The sequence below is a fragment of the Paenisporosarcina sp. NPDC076907 genome, from assembly GCF_050269735.1.
Classification (GTDB): Bacteria; Bacillota; Bacilli; order Bacillales_A; family Planococcaceae; genus Paenisporosarcina.
In genome coordinates this window covers 12,268-31,699 of sequence record NZ_JBNNIX010000007.1, presented here as the reverse complement: position 1 = coordinate 31,699, position 19,432 = coordinate 12,268, and the positions used below count along the sequence as shown (strand labels likewise).

Sequence of the window (19,432 nt, the reverse complement as noted above, 5' to 3'; positions counted from 1 at the left end):
CTTTCAATTTGTAGACAAAAATAGAAAAAAGGTCAGTCTTCTATGGAAGACGACCTTTTTTCTTTAACTTACATAACATCCGAAGTATAGAATCTAAGTAGCGATAAGGATGGTTATCGCTACTTAGAAACATAAATTGAAGAATTTTATTTAAAACCAATAAAGACAACATATGTAAAATATAGTAAAATAGTCTTCAGGTCTATTACACTATAGAATATGGGGTTATTATGAAGAAAATTTTAATATTAATGGCATTAATGTTGTTCGTTCCAATTAGTGAGATGGCTGAGGCCCATTCAGGGAGAACAGATAGTAGTGGAGGGCACAATTGTTCTGAGAAGTCGAAGGCAAAAGGATTATGTACGGGGTATCACTCTCATAATGGTGGTGGAGATTCTTCAAGTAGTAGCTCTTCATCTAATACTACCCCCTCGACCAATCAATCATGGGACAAGGATTGTTCAGATTTTGCAACATATGATGAGGTAGTCAATTACTGGAATTCCAAAGGATATTCAAAAACTAACGATCCTGAAAAATTGGATGGTTGGGGTAATACTGTTGATGATGGAATTCCGTGTGAAGCTCCCGGTGATTACGATACTTCTAAAATCAAGGGTAGTGCAGCACAAATAGCGCAAGTTGAAGCAGATAAAGCAAAAGTTATAGCAGAACAAGATGCAGCTAAGGGTGAAAAAGACGGTTATGCTGTTGGCTTGAAAAATGGATATGATGAAAAAGAAAAATCAGCAGTTTCAAAAGGATCCCAAGCATATTTATCTGGTTATTCAACCGGTTATTCTAAAGGGTATGATGAGGGTAAGACTAAGATAGCAACTGAAAAAAAACTGGCTGATCAAGCCGGCTATTCATTAGGACAAAAACAAGACAAAGTTGAGATACCTACCAAATACGCAAATAATAAAACGTTATCAAACTCTTTTACGGCTGGATTTAATAAAGCAGTAACTGAAAGAGACAAAAAAAGAGAAGCTGAATTTAACACATTAGGATATAAAGACGGAAAAAATGATAAATCTAACGAACCGAAAAACGTGAAGCCAAGTTTTTTAACAGCATATCAAAAGGGATTCGAAAAGGGCCAACAAGATTTAAAACAATCTTACTTGGATAAAGGTTATCTTGCTGCCTTCACCATGCTTGAATACAAGAAACCAAAATTTGAAAACATCAAATATATTACGTGGTACCTAGAGGGTTTTGAATCCAATAAAGAAGTCTTAAAAATTGAGAAGATGGCATACAACATGGGCTTAAAAGGAGAAAAACTTTCCATTCCACGAGAATACATCGACTCAAAAGTAATTTTTGATTACCATTACGAAATCGGTGCTCTGAAATATGAGGAAATTGAACGAAAACAAAATACACAAACTGGAACTGGAATTGGATTAATGTTTCTGGCATGGCTCGGACGTCGGTTCTATGTGGCTAAAAAAATGATAATTGCATAGGGTAGGTGAAAAAATGGGTATTTATCAAAGTGTTTGTTTTAAAGTGGAAGATGTTTTCATTAAACTTTTGACCAAAAAACAAGATCCAAAACAAATTGCGCAAAGGGTCTCAAGTTATAGGTTAAAGGCAGAACATGAAAAGGAATTGAGAAAGAAAAAAGCGCAACAAAAAGCTGTGGAACTTGAAAAGCAAAGAGAATTAAAACAAACGGAAGCTAAGCAAAAGGCTATGCTGTTGGAAAAACAAAAAGAGTTAAAACTACAACAAGAAAAAAAGGAAGTGCTAGAGCTTCTTTCTAAAGTAGTTGATGTTAATGGAATGGATTATACAAATTATGAATTTCAAGCTGTACAGTCAAACAAACAATTCTTCCAAGGTCTTCTGACTGAAGTGTTTGAAAAGGATGAACAGGGATTAACATTTATCTCGTGTGAGTTTGATAAATCATCTAAAACAGAAATTAAGGGGTATTTGATTGTAACAAACAAAAGAGTGTGGTTTGTTAGCAAAAACCTTGATTTCCAACAGAAGTTCCGATTCCAAACTATAAAAAATGTACAGTGGTCCAGAGATGGATTATTAGAAAAAGAACTCATTATTCAGTATGGCGTAAAGAAAATAGAATTTGATGAGATTTTTGATAGTAAACAAATGCTCCGAGTGGGCAATTTAATTGTTCAAAAAATAAGTTGAAGTTAGATACTAATCCACCCAATGTAAAAAGGATTGGGTGGATTATTTTTATCACAATAGTTATGTCATTAATGACATATGTTGTTGTTTTTTATGAATGAGAAATTATTATAGAAAGTTAAGCTTTGAATTTATATATTTAAACCAATTTCTTGTTAAGCCTTCAATATTGATCTTTTCAGCAGTTAGATCGTTCAATAAATTTGTATCCTTTGAATACTTTTTGGTGTAATCTGCAATAACTTTGTCTATTATATTTTTTTCAAATTCATAGCTTTTTGGGGATGGTTCGATCTCAGCTAACGAAATCTCAAAAGAAATCATATTTAAGGAATTCTTAAGTGAGTAAATTCTGGATTGCTCTTTTGAGAAAAATGAAAATTCTTTAACAAAATATTTAATATTTACAACAATGGTGCTTACTAACAAGATAATGAAAAGGAATAAAATTACAATAGTAATACCAGTATTAAGATCATTAATTGATCTAAATAGTCTAGTAATTGCTGCAGACCATACAGGGATAAACAAAGCTAATATTATTCCTGTATTAAGTAAAGGAGTATAATTTTTTGCTTGATTTTCAGCTTTTTCAGCTAGAACTTCTTTCAAATCGTCATATGCCATTTTTTTTATTATGCCATTACGTGTTAAGAAAGCTCTAAGTAACGAAAAGTAAAATATTTCCCACTCCCTAGTAGAAAAAGCTGGGGTGAATCTTGTCAGTATTGAAATTCCATAAACTGATTTAATTACTTTTTTGGTTGGTTGAATTATTAAAAAATAAAGAGAAAGTAAAGAAATTAGCGAACCCAAAAAAGGAACAAAAATCATAAAATCATTAAATTCTGCTACAATATAATAACTAAAAGCAACTAATAATAACAAATTCAATAAGAAAAAAGTGATTACTGATTTTTTCATATATTTAAACACCAAATTCCAACTACTTAGTCCTTTTTTATTAAAGTGAAGTATATTTTCAAGAATCATAATCTATCACCATAGCCCTATAATATTAGTCTACCCTAAGCATCAGGATAGACTAACTTCGAATTGTAATTAGTATTTATAACGAATCGTAAAAATCGGATCATATTGCATTGAATACTGAATGACATGTCGTCCGACTCCTGCAATTTTACTGTTATATTCTAATACTGGCGCGGGAATACCTTCCGGACTAATAGCCTGAGGTTCACCATAAATAGTAGCCCCTCTTGGAAGAATAATAATTATAGACATGTTGAATTGTCCTTGTGTTACGCTAAAGTTACTTTGTGGAGCAATAAAGGAGAATTCGAAAATCTCTCCTTCGGGAGTAGCTGACGGTGTAATTTCTTTTTGCATAAAAAACTTCAACTCTTGACTTCCAGCTACTAAATCAATTGTACTTAAAGTGACTTGATTTGCCTCTTCTTTAATTAGATCCCACTGTTGTCTTAAAGCGTTAATTTGTTCTTCGAGTTTCTTACGTTGTTCGTCAGACATAGCATCAAATTGTTCCAAATCAATAGGAGATTCAAATTCTTGTCTATTATCCACCTCACCTATTGTTCGTAAATAGGCTTTCTGTGGATCTCCAGTAATAGTTGGTAGCACAAGTGTTACCGTTTCTGCTTCAGGACTAGTCAATTTAATTACAGTGTCAATATTAAGCGTGTCTCCGATACTCCCACCTTGTATCCGTGAAGTATCACTTACCGTTACAACCGTATCTTGTTGTTGTATTGCTCTTGTGAACTCAGCCATTTTCTAAATTCCTTCTTCCATAATTATATTTTCAACAAACCTAGTTACAAAAGTGGACTTAACCCTCTCTTCTAACTCCTTTAAAGGACCCCCCCGATGTTTTTTGATCCATAATTCTCCCTGTATCAGTGTTGCGCTTTACCCAATTTCCGTTTGCTGCTTTAAATTGACTACGACTATCTACAGCGCCTTTTCTATATCCGTTTCCTGTGTTTTTTGCCATTCAATTCACCTCCAAACTATATAGAATTTGATGAAACAAAATCAAAAACAAGGTGGTTCCCTACTAAATGAACAATAATAATTAGAAATTTGATTCATAAATTTTATCCCTTCTCGTTTTCAAATTAAAAATTGAATACGATTATTTTAAAAGACCGTATAAGGTTTCAATTTTAAAATTGAACTCTATGATTTAAAAAGGAGGATAACCTCCTTAAAACAAACTACTATAGATGTACTGCCTTCCACCTTCTTGAAGTTGTTCTTCTTGCCGACTTATCAATCGATATTCATATAATTTAGTAAGATGGGTAGCGATAAGGGTATGTTTTTTATCTAATATTTTCGCTAAATCGCGAGCTGTTACTTGTTTATGTAGATATGTGAGATTTAGCAACTCTAGGAGTGCATCACCAGCTTTGTTACCAATTACTTCATATGATTCATCGTTTTGAGCAATAATTGAAACTTTCTCTTTGTTACAAGTAATTTGGATGTTATATAAATGATCATATTCCACGCTTAAATTCTTAAGTATTAAGAACTTTTCATGTGACTTATAATTTTCATATAGCCATTCTAAAGGTTTGACAATGACTTCGTGAATACCAGAACCATTTACTTCTCTGACTTCATTTAAGTCATAATAAAATATTGTTCCTTTTGGAGCTTCTTCCATTGATTCAATAATTGCATCTTTGAGAGGTACAGCAGGTCTTCTTCCCACAAGGTCAATAAACTTTTCTTCTTGTTTCAATAAACTGATCAGACGCATAGCATCCACCATTCAATTCATAATTTTTAGATTTCAAAAACGAAATTGAAATCTAACTATATATTAATTCATTACAGAAATGTGGTCAAGCTTTTTTATTGTATATCAATGACAATATAATAATAGGTGCCAAAATAATACTCTCCTGAATCTAGAGTCTTTACTTTATTAGGAAATACTTGATAAGCACTGTTATGAGTCCTAACGTAAAATTCCGATATACGGGACCAGTCAAATGTTCTTTGCTTAACTTCCATTAGGCCTCTTCCTCTATCCTCGTCTTCAACCCCACTAGCATTTGTTAGTATTGCTTTAGAAACAACTTCATGTGAGGAATTATGTGGGACGATATTTTTTAGAGTTCTAACTATTCCTTTACCAAAATCACATATAGCAATCTCGACCTTCTTTTTTTGAGGATAATATTGAACACAAGGAAAGCAAGGAGTTCCACCGTGTTCAATCGAGTTATTGGCCAGTTCACCAATAATACTAGCAATATCAGATACTCGATTAGGAGAAAGTTTTCCTTTCATAATATCACGTATTGATTTTTGCAGAGGTCCTACCTCACTGTAATCCTCTACTCTTTGAAGTTCGAATAATGCATTTGTTTGATCGTTTCGGTGTCTCTTATAGTACTTTTCCATATCGCAATTATTCTCAAAAGCAGTTTTAATCCCTTTTGGGCATATTTCGAAAAAATTCATTCTTTCCATGTAACCAATAACTTTATCGGCAGAATCACTATCAGGTATGGATATTATGATTTCGTAGCGTGAATTTAGTTTATGTAATGTTGCTGCTAAAGCTGCATTTCCAACTGGAGAAATCCACTTTAAATTACCTAAATCTATTTTTATTCTTTCATTATGTTCTGTATTTTGATAAATAGTAGCACAACGATTTAACCATTCATGAACATCTTCTATACTACTTAAATTACTAGGGGATGTTAGTTGCACTTATTTTGTTCCACCTTTATAAGTTGATTGTCAATTTAACAACATTATATCTCTCGGTTTATATGCCCCAATAAAAATTCAGATGAATGATTATATCAATCATTCGGTCCTTCTGATTTATTAAGGATGTAATTATTTCTATGCATACAGTGATGTACAGATAATAATCAACAATTGGATTTCTCGTCGAAATACCACTCTAAGGTCCAACTATATAAGTAAATTCTACCATATTATGAAATATTTTTGTCGAGATTAAATCAGTAACCAAAACAAGGTAACCCCTTGATAGAGCTGATTCGTATTTTGGATTATAGATGGATGTAAAAATATTTACGTTGAATAACTGAATCATTATGAACAGAGTTCAAATTGAAAGAACGCCTCACACCAGTAAATTGACTTTTACTCATGGCACCCTTCAATAAAGGTTTTCCACCATACAAAAAGCTGCCCCGTTAGGACAGCCGATTCTTCACCTAAAGTATCAGTAGTATTAGAAGCTAATTGGAAAGCATGTCATTCATCTTGATGTGGGTTTTCCTTTTTAATAGGTAGGGTTATTTTGCTCATAGTTTACGAGTTCTTGAAATTTTATTGATTATGTTTGTGGATTCGAAGTTTTTGAATCAATATGATTATGATTACTAATAGGGTCACTACAATCGTCTCAAAAGTATATTTTCTAATATTAGATCCTACCACCATTAACTCAGGATTAAATAATAGTAAAAGGATACCTATACCAATCGCTTCAACAATTTTGTTTGTAAACCTTTTCATAAGAGTTATTTCCTCCCTTCTTTTATTCTTTTTCTTAATGCACTCACTAAATAACCTTATTAGATTTTGTTTTATATACTGTTTTTATTTTTACTAGTTGATAACCAAAGTTTGAAATCCTTTTATGAGTAAGTCTATTAATAAAACTATTAATTCATTATTGAAGAGAATGGTCATTTGATTTTAGTATTAGCGACTAAGTAAATTTTTATACATGCTTTCAATAAAATAATCGAATGTAACGTTTTTCTATAAGTGTTACATTCACTGGGAGCAACGCGTTCTTCATGAAGCATGAGAGCAATCGCAACATTCAAATTCCCCTTTTAAGTCTCATTCCCAACAAAAAAGACAGTAATTCAGTTTACTTATCTGAATCACTGTCTTTTTTATAGTTTGTTGACGGGTCCATGGAATGCGGAGTCAAGTTGTGGTCTCCTTATTTATGGATTGTTCGACTCGGTTTCGGCCCTTTGATTTTGCTTTGTAAAGAGCGAGATCTACACGCTTAAGGAAGTCTGAGTAGTTTTCACTTTCTGAGTACTCGCCCACTCCACAGGAAACGCTAAGTGGTTTACCTGTTGGATTTACGGTCACTTCAACAAGGTGTCGTAAGTCTTCCGCCATTTTAGTTGCTTTTTCCAAGTTTATATCGGGCAAAAGAATCAGGAATTCCTCGCCGCCCATGCGTATAGGAAACCCTTCCCTTGCTACTGTATCCTCCATCAGTTTTGAAAAAAATTGGAGTACTTCATCTCCAACTTGATGTCCGTAAGTATCATTGACGAGTTTAAATTTGTCAATATCGACCAAAATACCTGAGAATTCCTGACCTTCCTCAAGCCATTTACGTTTGCTATTTTCCATGAATCGTCTATTTTTCAATCCTGTTAGAGCATCTGTAACGGAAGTTTCTTCGAAGCTATCTAATTTCATTTTCTGCTCTAAGGCATAGGCATGAATGGTGTCATCTAATTGTTTAACTTCATAATACCAGGTTGGAATACTTGGTCTCGTGGTTAGGCCATGCTCTCTTAACTGTTGTGAAAAACGTGCCAAATCTCTTAAGGGAAACACAACTTTATTAGCGACGTACACTGCGAGGCCCATTGTAATTAAGATAAACGGGATTGCCAGCCAAAACATTCTAAGAACGATTCCCCCAATCGGGTTCACTACAACTTCATACGGAGTCTGCGAAACAATTCCCCATCTGGTGGTTGGCAAATAAGTGTAACTTGCAAGAAAATCTTGGTCTAATGTATTTGTAACACGTTGCGAACCACTTTCACCTCTGAGTACCTTTTGAGTAATCGGATTTTCATTAACAGAATCTCCGACTCTTTCTTCTGAGGGATGATAGATTATTCTTCCTTTTTCATCCACCACCCATATATATGAACCGTTATTTGAAAAGTGTGTGCCAAGAACCTCTTGCAGAGTATTTTCCTCCTGTAGATAGATAGTTCCAGCGATAAAACCCAAATATTTGTGGTCTGCATTCCATAAGGGAACTGACACTAATATGATAAGTCGTCCTGTACTAGCTATATATGGACTAGAAACTGTTGGTGCTCTGTTAGACAAGGCTTCTAGAGTGCCAATGGATTTAAGTTTCGTCCCTGTTATTCCTACATCAGGAGACGTAGCAACGACAATACCATCCGAATTAACAAGGGAGATTGAATTGAAGTGATTCCCACTTACTAATAATCGTTTTAAATGTTCTTCAACAAGAATAGGATCATTCATCGTATCTGGAATTTGTTTAGAAAAAACAGTTAAGGTTGATAGCATATTATCGAACAGTTTTTCTGTATCATATGCTAGTTTTTCAGAGTACTCCTTATTGACTGTTTGAGAATCTTTAATTAAGTTATTCTTAATTACGTAATAGGCTGAGAATAAACCTATCCCTAACATGCACGCCATGGTAACGGAAATCAATAGCAGTATCCAAAATCTTAAAGTCTTCAAATAATGACATCCTTAAGTAAAAATTGTTCATTATCAACATGTAGCATACGTTTAAATAATGCAATTTTCTATGTATTAGGTAATAATTGTAACAACTGGATAGTGACATTACAAGACAACCGGTAAACATGGATTTGACCGATAGAATTGTAAAACATTTCGCTATAAGTTTCTTTGAGGAGCCAAAATTTAGGATCCACACAAACTTCAATAACCGAAGTCACTTTATAAACCATTTTATATGACTATTGTTAATACATAATAAGAAACTGATTTTTTCCATTCCTAGGAGGAGATGCGTTGGTGAATGCTTTACGACATACGACCGTCCAGCCGATTCGTTGTAAAGACAAAATAGAAGAAATCAAACAGCTGTTAAAACAACAATCACTCCGAGATTATTTTCTGTTCGTCATGGGGATTAACTGCGGGTTACGGATTAGCGATATGCTTCATCTGAGGGTTAAAGACGTGGCAGGAAAAGAACATCTACATCTTAGAGAAGGCAAAACAGACAAATACAAGAAATTCCGACTAAATGCAGCGCTACAGAACGAGATTGCCATGTATGTAGCTGGTATGTATGACGACGACTTCCTATTCCCTTCCAGAAAAGGAATCCAGCCTATCACTCGAATTCAGGCGTATCGCATTCTTTCGAACGCTGCTAAACAAGTAGGCGTAGAAGAGATTGGGACCCATACGCTTCGGAAAACCTTTGGTTATCACTTCTATAAAAAAACGAATGACGTGGCCATGCTGCAGGATATTTTCAACCATTCGGCCCCGGTCGTTACCAAGCGTTACATTGGAATATCACAGGACGAAATAGACCAGGCAATTGATGAGTTTAGTCTGTAAGGAATGATTACCCACTGCTGAAGCCGTAAATAATAATAGAGAGGAAGGTACAATTATATGAAAGTGAAATATAAGGATGGTTCGCTTCTTGGCGTCACGGATTTTACCTTTAAGGAAGAGGATTATGTAACGATTGTTGTTCGTTATTGGGTAAAAAAAGACGATGACGATGACGAAGATGATGTTTATTATCACGGTTTCCTAACAGAGTTTGATGAAGAACGTGAAGGCTTCTGGGCACGATTAGATGATGAACCAGATAAAGAAGAGTTTTTCAGTTTCGGTGAACTCGAAGCAGTTATTCCTGGGGATCGTATTCCTTTTTTAGCAGGGACAACAAAAAGGATTTAAGTCCTACTTATTATTCAATAAAATGAGTAGGTTTAGGTGGAAAGTTGTTAACCTTTCCTATTGCTCTGTTATAAACATGATTTATACTGTCGCTTTCTAGTTCTCTACTTTACTACTGTTTGCGATATGGTTCACCGTAACTGGTGTAAGTGGGATTTTATTTAGTGTCTTAGATTATCGAAAATAACGTATAATTAGCGTATGAATAACAACCTTAAATGTTTAAATAGCGTATGATTAGCGTATGATTTAAATACATTACACTATATTAATAAGGGGTTGAAAAGAAATGTACCAGCCTAGATTTACTTATACGTTACCGATTGTTAAAGATTTAATGCTAATTGAAAGATCAAGAGCAATCGTTGAACTCATGCCTATACCTGCACATATCGAAAGTGATTTGAAAGAACAGGCAAAATTAAAAGCAACTCATTATTCTACTCGAATTGAAGGTAACACTTTAGACTTAGAACAAGTTGCTAGAGTAGTTAAACAAAAAAAAGATGATTATAGAATTCCTGTTGAAGAAGAAGTCCGTAACTACTGGGAAGCATTATCCTTCCTATCACAAGAAAAACTAAAAGCAACTCCAATTACAGAAGATTTCATTAAACAACTTCACTCAATAATAGTGAAACATGGTGCTGGTCGCAAATCGTTAAAAAGTGCATATAGAGGTCCTATGCCACCTGGTGTACTATTTGCGGTTTACGATAATCAAACGAGACAACCTGAATATATTCCACCAGAACACTCTGATTTACCAAAATTAATGAAGGCATTCGTAAAATGGATTCAAAACGAAAAAGACATTCCGATTCCTCTAAAAGCAGCTATTGCAACCTATCAATTACTAACTATACATCCTTTCGAAGATGGAAATGGACGTACAGCACGGGCTTTAGCTTCTTACATTTTATCAACTACCGATTATGATGTTAAAGGATTCCATTCAATAGAAGAATATTATGTTGAAGACTTACAAGGATACTACAGGCATTTACAAATGGGACTACCTGCACTTTATTATGACGGACGTGAAAATCCAGATGATTTAGCTCCATGGTTAGAATATTTTGTTAGAACGATGTCTCTTGCCTATGAAAAAGTAGCAAATCTCTCTATAAAATTCGCTACTACGACTTCGGATCCTCGTATATTAGCTCTAGAACCAAAGGAAAAAACATTACTTAGGTATTTAATTGAACGTAATAGACCTGTTAAACCAAAAGAAATCGCTGAATTATTTCAAGTAAAACCAATAACAATTACTAAATGGGCTATGGCTTGGCTGGATAAAAAAATTATTGAAAGCGCAAGCGGTCAACAGCGAATTACATCTTACAAAATTGGAGACAAATATAAGGATTTAACGCTAAATGATTTAGGTTATAAAGAAGATTAAAAAAAGTAGTGTCAAGATCAAATGACACTACTTTATTTTTTACCGAACTTATTTGTGATTTCTTAAATAATTCGAAATGCTTAATGAACCACTTTTTCCATTTTTGGTGCAGGAAACCCCTGGGAAATTTTACACAAAACAAAAAGCTCAATGCCGAACTTATCCTGAGAAAAGGGCAGAAAAAAGAGCCAGCTTTAAAGGCAGCTGGCTCAAACTAACTACATTTACTGTTTATTTCCGATAATAAATACTTCTTTTTCAAGTTGAATAACTTTATGTGTTAGAAACTTCGTTTCTGATTTTCCTGTATTATCTAAAGCGATTAGTTGTTTTTTGGTTTCTTCAAATTGCCCGCAGATTCCATCAAGTTTTTCATCAACTCCACCAAGACGTAATTCTACTTGATTAAGCCTTTCGTCAATTCCATCAAGTCTTTCATTAACTCTTGAAAATCCTTGGTCCATATGTTCAATCATTAGTTCCATACGTTCATTCATTTGCTTCAGCATTTCTTTAACATGATTTTCCATCAGAATCACTCCTGTGTTTTTAGTATACAGGATGTCTAATCTTCATTTCATTTTATCCAAGCCCTTCTAGTGATGTAACCAAAGGCTTTCTGGACATCAATAATTAACGGAGCTTAGTCATTGTGTATTTCTCCTCCTTGAGATTTCATGATAATGAACTAATCGGACATGATCCTTTTGGTTTTGGCCTTTTTACAAGTTCCCCATTACAATTTGGACAAACATTAAACATGTTTATTGTGCAATCCTTACAAAAAGTACATTCGTTTACGCAAATATAAGCCTCTTCTTCCACATTTTCTAGACATTTCTCACATTTGTTTTTCATCGCTAATCCCATTAAAATTCCTCCTTCTTTGAATTCAATTTATTTTATTTGAAATGTTGATAAGAACACATACTTTTTTTAAGGAGTATTGACTGGTATGGTTAAATAGATAAGGAAATACATGTATTTCACATAACATTTGAAGGTGATAAAATTTGGATAGCATTAACCGTAGAATAATCGATATCTTACAAATAGAAGGCAGGATATCCATGACAGAATTAGGGAGTAAAATTTCATTGTCTGTTCCTGCTGTAACGGAAAGGGTACGAAAGTTAGAGGATAATGGAGTAATAGAAGGATATAGAGCTGATATCAATTCAAGTAAGATAAACAAATCAGTTAAAGCATTTGTATTAGTGAAAACTCATCGATGTAAAGCATTTAGAGAATTTTGCAAGGAAAATCCTTTAGTTATTGAATGTCATCGATTAACTGGTGAGTATAGTTATCTAGTTAAGGTGATTACGGAAACTAACGAGTTATTGGAAGAGTTCATTGATCTAACCATGGAGTACGGAGAACCTTACACCATGATGAACCTTTCTTCTCCAGTTCCTAACAAAAAGATTTAACTGCTCAATTTTCAAGTGATTTAAAAGAACAATAGTCATACTATTGTTTCTAATTTTAACCATCCTCCTCAAATTGCAGAGCGTATGAACAGATTTTTGAATGATTTTATTGTTATCTCCCCCACTATAATTAAGTTAAAAGGTGCACATCAATTGTCCGGGTTGGTTCCGTGTCCTAACTTCCGACTTGTGGTGTTATGTCAACTTAGGGTGCATGGAATATACACTCACGTGTGAAGGGTGATTCTTTCCTAATAGGTAATTGCTTCCGCAAACAAACTTTGGTATATTTTGGCTATTATGAAGTTTAGGTGGGTTTATTTATGGAGTCTATTGGTTTGTTTATTGTTCTTTCTATCGTTTGGCTATTTATTCTTTACGCCATTATTGAAAAAGCAGTTATGAGAGGGATTAACAATTCAATAATTGGTCAATTTCTTGAGAAAAAGAATGGAAGTAAAGAAGATAAACATTCTTTTCTGGATGATGATCTAGATAACGATAAATAAAACGTCTTGTTCAACTATCAATTGTCAGTATATAGCTTCCTAAATTAACGCGGGTTAGTTTAACAAGGGGCAAGAAAAAGGGAGTTGCTTAGGTTGGTATTTTTTTTATTGGTTATAGTACCTGTGATTGGTGTCTTGTGGTTTTTGAATCTCGTTTCATTGTTAAAGAAGATAAAAGAAGATAAAAACCCTCATAATCAGGTCATACTCGGAGCAGTTATGACCTTTTTCTTTGTGTTTATGTTTAGTTTTCTCGTCGCTAGTATGCTTACATAATTAACGGGTGTTTTACTTCAATTCTCATTCCATTTCGAGCCGAAGTTGACCACTTCCTCATTCGGGTGTTATGTCAACCTAGGATGTATAGGTGATACAATCGAGTTGAGTAAGTAAAATCAGAGTTTTTACGGCGGATCATTCAGGTTCTTGTTCAACTCCCATGTAAATTCAAATCCTACTAACGGGCTCTTTAGTTTAATACCAATTAAAGGATTTTCGTTCTACACTGTTGAATAAATGTTGTATATACAATTACTTTGGAGGTACAGAATGGAGTTTTATAAATTTAGTAAAGATAATGGTAAAAGGATATCAAAATTTAATTCAAATTTTATTATGTCTCGTGTTATTCAAACAGATAATGCAACTCATATAGGATGTATGCACTTAGACGCAAATGGCATTGTAGGGTATCACCAAGCAGTAGTACCTCAACTTTTGGTAGTAATACATGGAGAAGGGTATGTTCGCAATGATAAAGAAGATAATATTAAAGTTCAGCCTGGAGATGCTGTATTTTGGGAAAAAGATGAATGGCATGAAACGAAATCAGATAAAGGTTTGACTGCTATTGTAATTGAAAGTGTTGAGTTAAATCCTTCCTTATTTATGGAATTAAAGAAATAGTTGTGGTTTAACTAATGGGTGTTTTTTTGAATAAACGGCTGCCTTTACAAGGCGGCTTTTCTTATGGCCTTGATTTTAATCGTGTACCTATACTTAGTGTCGTATAGGTTACTGAACTTTGAATGTTGAACGAGTTCTTGAACATGATTGAACGAGTTAATCCTCACAAAAGATCGTAAACATAGGGTGTTCATTAACTCCTCCCTTTTCAGTAAAATGTTTTATAAAAGCAGGATAGTTGGAAAGGGAAGAGAATTATTAATTATATAAATACTTACTTAAGGAGGAGCAAAGAAATGGTTGAGATAAGAAAAATCGAACCTGAATTGACTTACAATATTAGACATACTGTTCTACGTCCACATCAAACTATAGAGGACTGCAAGTATGATTCAGACCATGAAGATTATGCATTTCATATTGGAGGATTTTATCAAGGAAAGCTTATAAGCGTTGCATCCTTTATTGTCGATAAGAATCCTGATTTTTCTTTTGAAAGACAATATCGTTTAAGGCAAATGGCTACGCTTAAGGAGTTTCGAAAGTTAGGTGCTGGAAGATCAGTTGTAAACTACGCTGAAAATTTAATAAAAGAACAGGGTGTTGACTTTTTATGGTGCAAAGGAAGAACAACAGTACTAGGATATTATAATAATTTAGGTTTTAGGGAATATGGAGAAGTTTTTGATTATCCTCCTATCGGTCCACATATCGTGATGTATAAAAAATTAACATAAATAGCTAGTGGTCAATCCTGTATATATTAAGCTTTTATTCAAAGCCTTAAACTAGGCTTTTTCTTTTTGCCATTTAGCTGTGTCCATAAAGACCTAGTTTTCTAATCAATAAAAGCCTGAAGCTAATTAAGGCTTTTATTGATCCATATATTCAATTAACTTTTTGATGCCTTCTTTACTAATCCATGCTTCCCCAATTTTCACGGCTTCACTGGAGATTTTTCCTGTAATCGCACATACATACGTTTGACGATGAGGTTCAATGATGATTTGGGTATCATTAAAAGAGATGTCAATCTGATCTCCATCATCCAAGTGGAAACGGTCCAAAATGTCTTTTGGCAGCACGACTCTTCCTAGCTTGCTAATTCGTTTGGTATGCAATGATTTAACACCTCACAATCCAATGGTTTCTTTCAAGTCTGTTATTTCTTTCTTAACCCCATTCATTTTTTGCATCGCTTTTGACACTTGCGCCAAGTCGTTACTTTCATCAATCGTTTTCTGCAACAAGGCTTGTTGTTCTTCCAACGCTTTTAAGTCAATGGCTACTTTCTCAGCTGTTAATACTCGATTCATCAATCCATCATTCTTAGGTGCCTTTTCAGCAACGAATGATTTAGCTCCTTCAATATCACCTGTCTGAAGATAGGCAGTCACAATGTGGGTTTTTCGTTCATCTGTCAACTCGACTAGATCTTTATTGGCTAGAACTTGTTCCCACTGCTTTGCAAGCACACCTTTTCCAAACTCAACATGAGGATTGGAGACCTTCAAAATTTCTTGCAACCGATCCAATTCGTCTGGTTGATTTTGCTTCGTCAAATGCTCCGTGAGTTGACTGACCGCATCCTCATCTTTTGCCAGGTACTTTTCATAAGATCCATGCTTCATCCAGAGCTGATGCAACAATTCAGTCTCGTCTTGATTTAGACTTTTATACTCCCTTGCTTCCATAGCTTTCATCACACCTTCGGTATCGCCTAACAATCCATCCACATACACTTGCTCTATGCCTTTGACTTCTTTCGGTGAGGAGGATTGTCCATCAGAATAATCGGCATTCTTGGTAGCGTTTGTTAAGATGACGTTCAGCAAAAGTGCTCCTAATAAGATAATCGCGGTACCTACCAAAAACCGAATGTTGTTTTCTTTCTTATTTAGTGGCTTCTTTGCTTTCCTAACAACCATTGATTCTGGACGTATTTCAGGGTGCTTTTTTGATTTTGGTTGAAGAAGTTGCATCGGAATTAATTTAGAAATGGAAAAGGCTTTTTTATTTGCTAATCGTTCCGACAATTCATCTTGTTCTTGTTGTTTTAGCACCTGTACCTCATCGTACAACTCTTGAATGTAAGATGCCATATGATTTAGCGAATCTAATCGTAAATAAATCATTTCCGCAAATTGGATGACTTCTTCATTCTGCTCAAAAAAATCATTGCGTTTAGGACGGCCATATACATGCTGCAAGTTCGTCAGCGAGATAATAATCAATTCTTTTACTGCATTGATTCGAGACTTCTCATTTTCAACGGTAAAAGCCTCATGGCCAATGACAAGTGCTTTTACCGTGGATGCTTCAGAGTCGATGACGAGGTTCTCTGTTTCCCATAAGACTTGAACTTGTTTTTCCTTTGCCAATTGAATTAATGAAAGATAATATGGCAGTTTATCTTCCAAGTACATGTTCTTTAACACATTAAATGATTGAAGACCTGTTACATCATACGTATAACAAACTTGTCCTGATTGAAAAGTGATGTCTTTCGCAGGTAGAAATGAAGAATCGTGTTGCAGTGAATGCATTTTTTCTTTATACCATTTATGGATTTGATTCATTTCCTGTGTGTTGAACGTCGAAAGTGGTTGTAAATAGGAAATGGTATTCCCTTCAAATTCAAATGTCCCAACCCGATTCGCTATCGTTCGAATAACCATCTCTTTTCATTCCTTTCATTTCTGCATTACGGAATAGTTATTGAAGTTCAGGGAAATTGGAAAGCATTTCTTTTACTTCTTTTTTGTATTCCTCTTGCGCTGCCTTTACCTCATCTTGGGGAACTTCAGATTTTATGGATATAAGTTCCTGATCTAATTCTTCTAAATTGAAATTAAGAGAATTAACAATTGGGTTAAAAGAAAAGTATAAATTTCCAGAATCATCTTTTACAAAGCTAATAGAAGTTGATTCACTTTCTTCTTTACTTGGATATGAAATTTTAATATCTGTAAACACTAATTCGGTTATATTAAATTCATCTGAGTGGTATGTTTCCCATTTTTCTTCATTTATTTTCAACACTGGAGCCTCAATCGCATCATAGTTACAATTACCAAACGAGCAATCTTCAGCGCTTAAGGGATTAAACGTCACTTTCAAATCGCCTCTATTTTCAATCAAACTATTTGGATATTTTTCAAGAAAAGATTTGATAACAAGCTCTCCACTTTTTTCATTAGCTTTCTGGACTAACATGTCATTGTCTCCAATATCAATTTCACCCTTAGAGATCGCTTGATTTGTTTCACTTTCCCAAGATATAAGATTTCCCTCAAAACTATTTATCATCTCCATGGCTTTCTCTTTGTCTTTTTCGCTAAAAACGGACTTTTCATTTTCATTACCACCAGGCTTATTATCTTGATTACATCCCGTTAATATTAATAACAGAATGACTGAAAATATTTTGATATTTACCTTTTTCATTGAACATTACCTCCTTATCTTTTTGCATATCTAGCTACATATTTCACTGTAGATCCCATAGCTCTTGCAGAACCTGTTGATGCACCAAATTGGCTTAGTAAAGTAGGAATCGACAATCCGACAATGAAAAATATCATCCCTATCAAAAGGTTGCCACTTTGTAAGTTAATCAGGGTTTTTACTCCTAACACAAAACACAACAATTGTAGCGTTAACGTCAATACATTGCTTACTACGATTTTTAACCATAAGCTAAAAAAGTTGTATTGATCATTCACAATCGTCGGTATAGCCATAACACCTGAAATATATAAAACTACAAACAACACTGTCCGATACAAAATTGAGATGAAGAAAACAAACAAAATAGCTGAGATGACCACCATCAGGATTATTCCATATCCCACTGAGTTCACTGCCAACACCTGCATTACGTTATAATGTGTCGCTGGATTTTTCAACATGGTCTCAGTCAGTATTTGCGTCAATTCCAATATCCAGTTGAAAAGCTCACCGTATATACCAAGCAATATCGATCCTGTCACAACTGCCACTACTTTTTCATATAGCGTGTTCATACCTTCCTCACCATTAGATGAGTACAAAATTATTATTTTCACTGTCTGCCAAAGAAGGAAAATAGATGCCATCGTCCACGCTAATGATTTGAAATTAAGCATGTATCCCTCATATGTTGCATTACCGGTTATAAAAGATGAATCCATTTGAAATTTCCCGAATCCATCAATCGATCCAAATACAAAACCACTGACTGCAGTAAATAGAAAACTATTAGTTTGGCATGTAATTTCATACCACTTGCAGTCAAAATGATTTGTTTCATAATCGTATTTATTTAAATACAACTCATTTTCCATATAAAATTCAGCACGGTTAACTTGATCTGTAGTTATTCCTTCTGTATTTTCATAACTATTTAATGTATCTTCCATAAAATCGCCTTCCGCAGCCTCTGCATTGTTCATAAACACCATGGAAAGCATCAACATCCCCAAAAATAACAACAGTTGTTTCATTATTTGACGCCCCCATTCAAGACCGTCATCAACAAGACCAACAACGGCATACACATGAAGAATGCAATTCGTAAGACCACGCCTTTTTTAATTTCCATTTCTTCTTGTGCATTGAGCGATTTCCCATAATCCAATTCATACTGTCGACGCGCTTGTGCAAGTTGCTTTTTAGCCAATCGATCGATGGTCTTTTCAACTACTTGATGGACGGTTCGCTGCAAACTCATCATTTTTTGTAAGATGGCCATTTCTGTTCACATCCTTTTGTGTCCAGTCTAAGAAGAGATTTCCTGAATTGCCTGTTCGCCCGAAGTGAAGGATTCTAAATCGTGGGCATCCACCTTCAGTTCCCCATTTTCATTTATCCACGTAATCTTTGAAGTAAGGATTAGGACGGGTTGATCCCCAGGATTCACAAACTCCTCATCAATCCCTGTTAAGGTCACTTTGTAGATAGCATATACTCTGTACGTGTCATCTTGCTTGCGAACGGAGATGTTATAGATCTCAAGGTCTTTCATTTCACTGATATCCACGTCTTTTGACGTTTCATTTTCTGTAAGGGTTTGTTCCACTTCTTTTCGGTAACGCTTCGTAAAATAATCAATGGAACCGCCTTGCAGGGTATCCGTTAAAAACTGTTCGGTTTGCGTGAACACTTCTTTTTCTTCGTCTTCATAAGCCTTATATTTTTCGACATTGTTCGATAAATTCGCGTTTTTTTGTTTCAAATCATGATTGGTTGCCCATAAGTTAAACACGGCTATGAGTAAGCCAACCACCAGAAACATGAGGATTAGGTGCATCACATTTAAACGGCTTTGCATAGGGTCT

General features: G+C 34.6%; 23 protein-coding genes. 9 read left to right on the top strand and 14 right to left on the bottom strand.

Annotated features, from left to right (window positions below):
• Positions 1 to 230: 230 nt before the first annotated feature.
• Both ACQKEV_RS16505 and ACQKEV_RS16500 read left to right on the top strand, forming a co-directional pair.
• The gene (locus tag ACQKEV_RS16505; RefSeq protein WP_427447727.1) at positions 231 to 1,478 is read left to right on the top strand and encodes a YHYH domain-containing protein; all 1,248 of its coding nucleotides are present in this window, start codon (positions 231 to 233) and stop codon (positions 1,476 to 1,478) included.
• A gap of 13 nt (positions 1,479 to 1,491) precedes the next feature.
• Positions 1,492 to 2,172, top strand: coding sequence for a GRAM domain-containing protein (locus tag ACQKEV_RS16500; protein ID WP_427447725.1), 681 nt, complete (start codon positions 1,492 to 1,494; stop codon positions 2,170 to 2,172).
• 108 nt (positions 2,173 to 2,280) lie between these two features.
• On the opposite strand, the gene ACQKEV_RS16495 is transcribed toward ACQKEV_RS16500, so the two are convergent.
• The 6 genes from ACQKEV_RS16495 to ACQKEV_RS16470 form a co-directional block, all read right to left on the bottom strand.
• A complete protein-coding gene (locus ACQKEV_RS16495; RefSeq protein WP_427447723.1) occupies positions 2,281 to 3,096 on the bottom strand; it encodes a hypothetical protein in 816 nt (271 codons plus the stop codon).
• Between the two features lie 138 nt (positions 3,097 to 3,234).
• Positions 3,235 to 3,924 (bottom strand): hypothetical protein, encoded by a 690-nt coding sequence (locus ACQKEV_RS16490; protein WP_427447722.1) that lies wholly within the window; start codon positions 3,922 to 3,924, stop codon positions 3,235 to 3,237.
• 58 nt (positions 3,925 to 3,982) lie between these two features.
• Positions 3,983 to 4,147, bottom strand: a complete 165-nt coding sequence (locus ACQKEV_RS16485) for a hypothetical protein (RefSeq protein WP_427447720.1) — start codon at positions 4,145 to 4,147, stop codon at positions 3,983 to 3,985.
• Between the two features lie 213 nt (positions 4,148 to 4,360).
• A complete protein-coding gene (locus ACQKEV_RS16480) occupies positions 4,361 to 4,921 on the bottom strand; it encodes a hypothetical protein (RefSeq protein WP_427457978.1) in 561 nt (186 codons plus the stop codon).
• A 95-nt stretch (positions 4,922 to 5,016) separates the two neighbouring features.
• Positions 5,017 to 5,886: a hypothetical protein gene (locus tag ACQKEV_RS16475; RefSeq protein ID WP_427447718.1), complete on the bottom strand. Its 870-nt coding sequence runs from the start codon at positions 5,884 to 5,886 to the stop codon at positions 5,017 to 5,019.
• A 1,206-nt stretch (positions 5,887 to 7,092) separates the two neighbouring features.
• Complete coding sequence (locus ACQKEV_RS16470; RefSeq protein ID WP_427457975.1) at positions 7,093 to 8,646, bottom strand: sensor domain-containing diguanylate cyclase; 1,554 nt, start codon at positions 8,644 to 8,646, stop codon at positions 7,093 to 7,095.
• A 300-nt stretch (positions 8,647 to 8,946) separates the two neighbouring features.
• Between ACQKEV_RS16470 and ACQKEV_RS16465 the strand changes: the two genes are divergently transcribed.
• The 3 genes from ACQKEV_RS16465 (at position 8,947) to ACQKEV_RS16455 (ending at position 11,266) form a co-directional block, all read left to right on the top strand.
• On the top strand, positions 8,947 to 9,507 hold the full coding sequence (locus ACQKEV_RS16465; protein ID WP_427447714.1) for a site-specific integrase: 561 nt from the start codon (positions 8,947 to 8,949) through the stop codon (positions 9,505 to 9,507).
• A gap of 57 nt (positions 9,508 to 9,564) precedes the next feature.
• Positions 9,565 to 9,858: a hypothetical protein gene (locus ACQKEV_RS16460; protein ID WP_427447712.1), complete on the top strand. Its 294-nt coding sequence runs from the start codon at positions 9,565 to 9,567 to the stop codon at positions 9,856 to 9,858.
• Positions 9,859 to 10,147: 289 nt separating this feature from the next.
• Complete coding sequence (locus ACQKEV_RS16455) at positions 10,148 to 11,266, top strand: Fic family protein (RefSeq protein WP_427447711.1); 1,119 nt, start codon at positions 10,148 to 10,150, stop codon at positions 11,264 to 11,266.
• 224 nt (positions 11,267 to 11,490) lie between these two features.
• Here ACQKEV_RS16455 and ACQKEV_RS16450 read toward each other — a convergent pair whose 3' ends face one another.
• Both ACQKEV_RS16450 and ACQKEV_RS16445 read right to left on the bottom strand, forming a co-directional pair.
• Positions 11,491 to 11,796 carry a hypothetical protein gene (locus ACQKEV_RS16450; RefSeq protein ID WP_427447709.1) on the bottom strand — a complete coding sequence of 102 codons (306 nt, stop codon included), beginning with the start codon at positions 11,794 to 11,796 and terminating at the stop codon, positions 11,491 to 11,493.
• Between the two features lie 145 nt (positions 11,797 to 11,941).
• Positions 11,942 to 12,136 (bottom strand): DUF1272 domain-containing protein, encoded by a 195-nt coding sequence (locus ACQKEV_RS16445; RefSeq protein ID WP_427447708.1) that lies wholly within the window; start codon positions 12,134 to 12,136, stop codon positions 11,942 to 11,944.
• Between the two features lie 143 nt (positions 12,137 to 12,279).
• Between ACQKEV_RS16445 and ACQKEV_RS16440 the strand changes: the two genes are divergently transcribed.
• The 4 genes from ACQKEV_RS16440 to ACQKEV_RS16425 all read left to right on the top strand — a co-directional run bounded on the left by ACQKEV_RS16440 (position 12,280) and on the right by ACQKEV_RS16425 (position 14,851).
• Positions 12,280 to 12,699, top strand: a complete 420-nt coding sequence (locus ACQKEV_RS16440) for an Lrp/AsnC family transcriptional regulator (protein ID WP_427447706.1) — start codon at positions 12,280 to 12,282, stop codon at positions 12,697 to 12,699.
• Between the two features lie 323 nt (positions 12,700 to 13,022).
• On the top strand, positions 13,023 to 13,208 hold the full coding sequence (locus ACQKEV_RS16435; RefSeq protein WP_427447704.1) for a hypothetical protein: 186 nt from the start codon (positions 13,023 to 13,025) through the stop codon (positions 13,206 to 13,208).
• Positions 13,209 to 13,757: 549 nt separating this feature from the next.
• Positions 13,758 to 14,114 (top strand): cupin domain-containing protein, encoded by a 357-nt coding sequence (locus ACQKEV_RS16430; RefSeq protein WP_427447702.1) that lies wholly within the window; start codon positions 13,758 to 13,760, stop codon positions 14,112 to 14,114.
• Between the two features lie 296 nt (positions 14,115 to 14,410).
• Positions 14,411 to 14,851 carry a GNAT family N-acetyltransferase gene (locus tag ACQKEV_RS16425; RefSeq protein WP_427447701.1) on the top strand — a complete coding sequence of 147 codons (441 nt, stop codon included), beginning with the start codon at positions 14,411 to 14,413 and terminating at the stop codon, positions 14,849 to 14,851.
• 135 nt (positions 14,852 to 14,986) lie between these two features.
• Here ACQKEV_RS16425 and ACQKEV_RS16420 read toward each other — a convergent pair whose 3' ends face one another.
• Genes ACQKEV_RS16420 through ACQKEV_RS16395 form a run of 6 tightly spaced genes read right to left on the bottom strand, consistent with a single transcriptional unit; the run spans position 14,987 to position 19,425 of the window.
• Entirely contained in the window at positions 14,987 to 15,235 is a 249-nt protein-coding gene (locus ACQKEV_RS16420) for an AbrB/MazE/SpoVT family DNA-binding domain-containing protein (protein ID WP_427447700.1), read from the bottom strand.
• Between the two features lie 12 nt (positions 15,236 to 15,247).
• Positions 15,248 to 16,792: a hypothetical protein gene (locus ACQKEV_RS16415; protein WP_427447699.1), complete on the bottom strand. Its 1,545-nt coding sequence runs from the start codon at positions 16,790 to 16,792 to the stop codon at positions 15,248 to 15,250.
• A 37-nt stretch (positions 16,793 to 16,829) separates the two neighbouring features.
• Entirely contained in the window at positions 16,830 to 17,561 is a 732-nt protein-coding gene (locus ACQKEV_RS16410; protein ID WP_427447697.1) for a hypothetical protein, read from the bottom strand.
• A 14-nt stretch (positions 17,562 to 17,575) separates the two neighbouring features.
• The gene (locus ACQKEV_RS16405; protein WP_427447695.1) at positions 17,576 to 18,598 is read right to left on the bottom strand and encodes a conjugal transfer protein TrbL family protein; all 1,023 of its coding nucleotides are present in this window, start codon (positions 18,596 to 18,598) and stop codon (positions 17,576 to 17,578) included.
• Entirely contained in the window at positions 18,598 to 18,846 is a 249-nt protein-coding gene (locus ACQKEV_RS16400) for a hypothetical protein (protein ID WP_427447694.1), read from the bottom strand. The genes ACQKEV_RS16405 and ACQKEV_RS16400 overlap by 1 nt, the downstream gene beginning before the upstream one ends.
• Positions 18,847 to 18,873: 27 nt before the next feature.
• Positions 18,874 to 19,425, bottom strand: a complete 552-nt coding sequence (locus ACQKEV_RS16395) for a hypothetical protein (RefSeq protein ID WP_427447692.1) — start codon at positions 19,423 to 19,425, stop codon at positions 18,874 to 18,876.
• Positions 19,426 to 19,432 lie beyond the last annotated feature (7 nt).

Bases quoted from the DNA above. Each gene is read 5' to 3' on its own strand.
- ACQKEV_RS16505 (WP_427447727.1), top strand. From the start codon at position 231: ATGAAGAAAATTTTAATATTAATGGCATTAATGTTGTTCGTTCCAATT.
- ACQKEV_RS16500 (WP_427447725.1), top strand. From the start codon at position 1,492: ATGGGTATTTATCAAAGTGTTTGTTTTAAAGTGGAAGATGTTTTCATT.
- ACQKEV_RS16495 (WP_427447723.1), bottom strand. From the start codon at position 3,096: ATGAAAAAATCAGTAATCACTTTTTTCTTATTGAATTTGTTATTATTA.
- ACQKEV_RS16490 (WP_427447722.1), bottom strand. From the start codon at position 3,924: ATGGCTGAGTTCACAAGAGCAATACAACAACAAGATACGGTTGTAACG.
- ACQKEV_RS16485 (WP_427447720.1), bottom strand. From the start codon at position 4,147: ATGGCAAAAAACACAGGAAACGGATATAGAAAAGGCGCTGTAGATAGT.
- ACQKEV_RS16480 (WP_427457978.1), bottom strand. From the start codon at position 4,921: ATGCGTCTGATCAGTTTATTGAAACAAGAAGAAAAGTTTATTGACCTT.
- ACQKEV_RS16460 (WP_427447712.1), top strand. From the start codon at position 9,565: ATGAAAGTGAAATATAAGGATGGTTCGCTTCTTGGCGTCACGGATTTT.
- ACQKEV_RS16455 (WP_427447711.1), top strand. From the start codon at position 10,148: ATGTACCAGCCTAGATTTACTTATACGTTACCGATTGTTAAAGATTTA.
- ACQKEV_RS16450 (WP_427447709.1), bottom strand. From the start codon at position 11,796: ATGGAAAATCATGTTAAAGAAATGCTGAAGCAAATGAATGAACGTATG.
- ACQKEV_RS16445 (WP_427447708.1), bottom strand. From the start codon at position 12,136: ATGGGATTAGCGATGAAAAACAAATGTGAGAAATGTCTAGAAAATGTG.
- ACQKEV_RS16435 (WP_427447704.1), top strand. From the start codon at position 13,023: ATGGAGTCTATTGGTTTGTTTATTGTTCTTTCTATCGTTTGGCTATTT.
- ACQKEV_RS16430 (WP_427447702.1), top strand. From the start codon at position 13,758: ATGGAGTTTTATAAATTTAGTAAAGATAATGGTAAAAGGATATCAAAA.
- ACQKEV_RS16425 (WP_427447701.1), top strand. From the start codon at position 14,411: ATGGTTGAGATAAGAAAAATCGAACCTGAATTGACTTACAATATTAGA.
- ACQKEV_RS16415 (WP_427447699.1), bottom strand. From the start codon at position 16,792: ATGGTTATTCGAACGATAGCGAATCGGGTTGGGACATTTGAATTTGAA.
- ACQKEV_RS16410 (WP_427447697.1), bottom strand. From the start codon at position 17,561: ATGAAAAAGGTAAATATCAAAATATTTTCAGTCATTCTGTTATTAATA.
- ACQKEV_RS16405 (WP_427447695.1), bottom strand. From the start codon at position 18,598: ATGAAACAACTGTTGTTATTTTTGGGGATGTTGATGCTTTCCATGGTG.
- ACQKEV_RS16400 (WP_427447694.1), bottom strand. From the start codon at position 18,846: ATGGCCATCTTACAAAAAATGATGAGTTTGCAGCGAACCGTCCATCAA.
- ACQKEV_RS16395 (WP_427447692.1), bottom strand. From the start codon at position 19,425: ATGCAAAGCCGTTTAAATGTGATGCACCTAATCCTCATGTTTCTGGTG.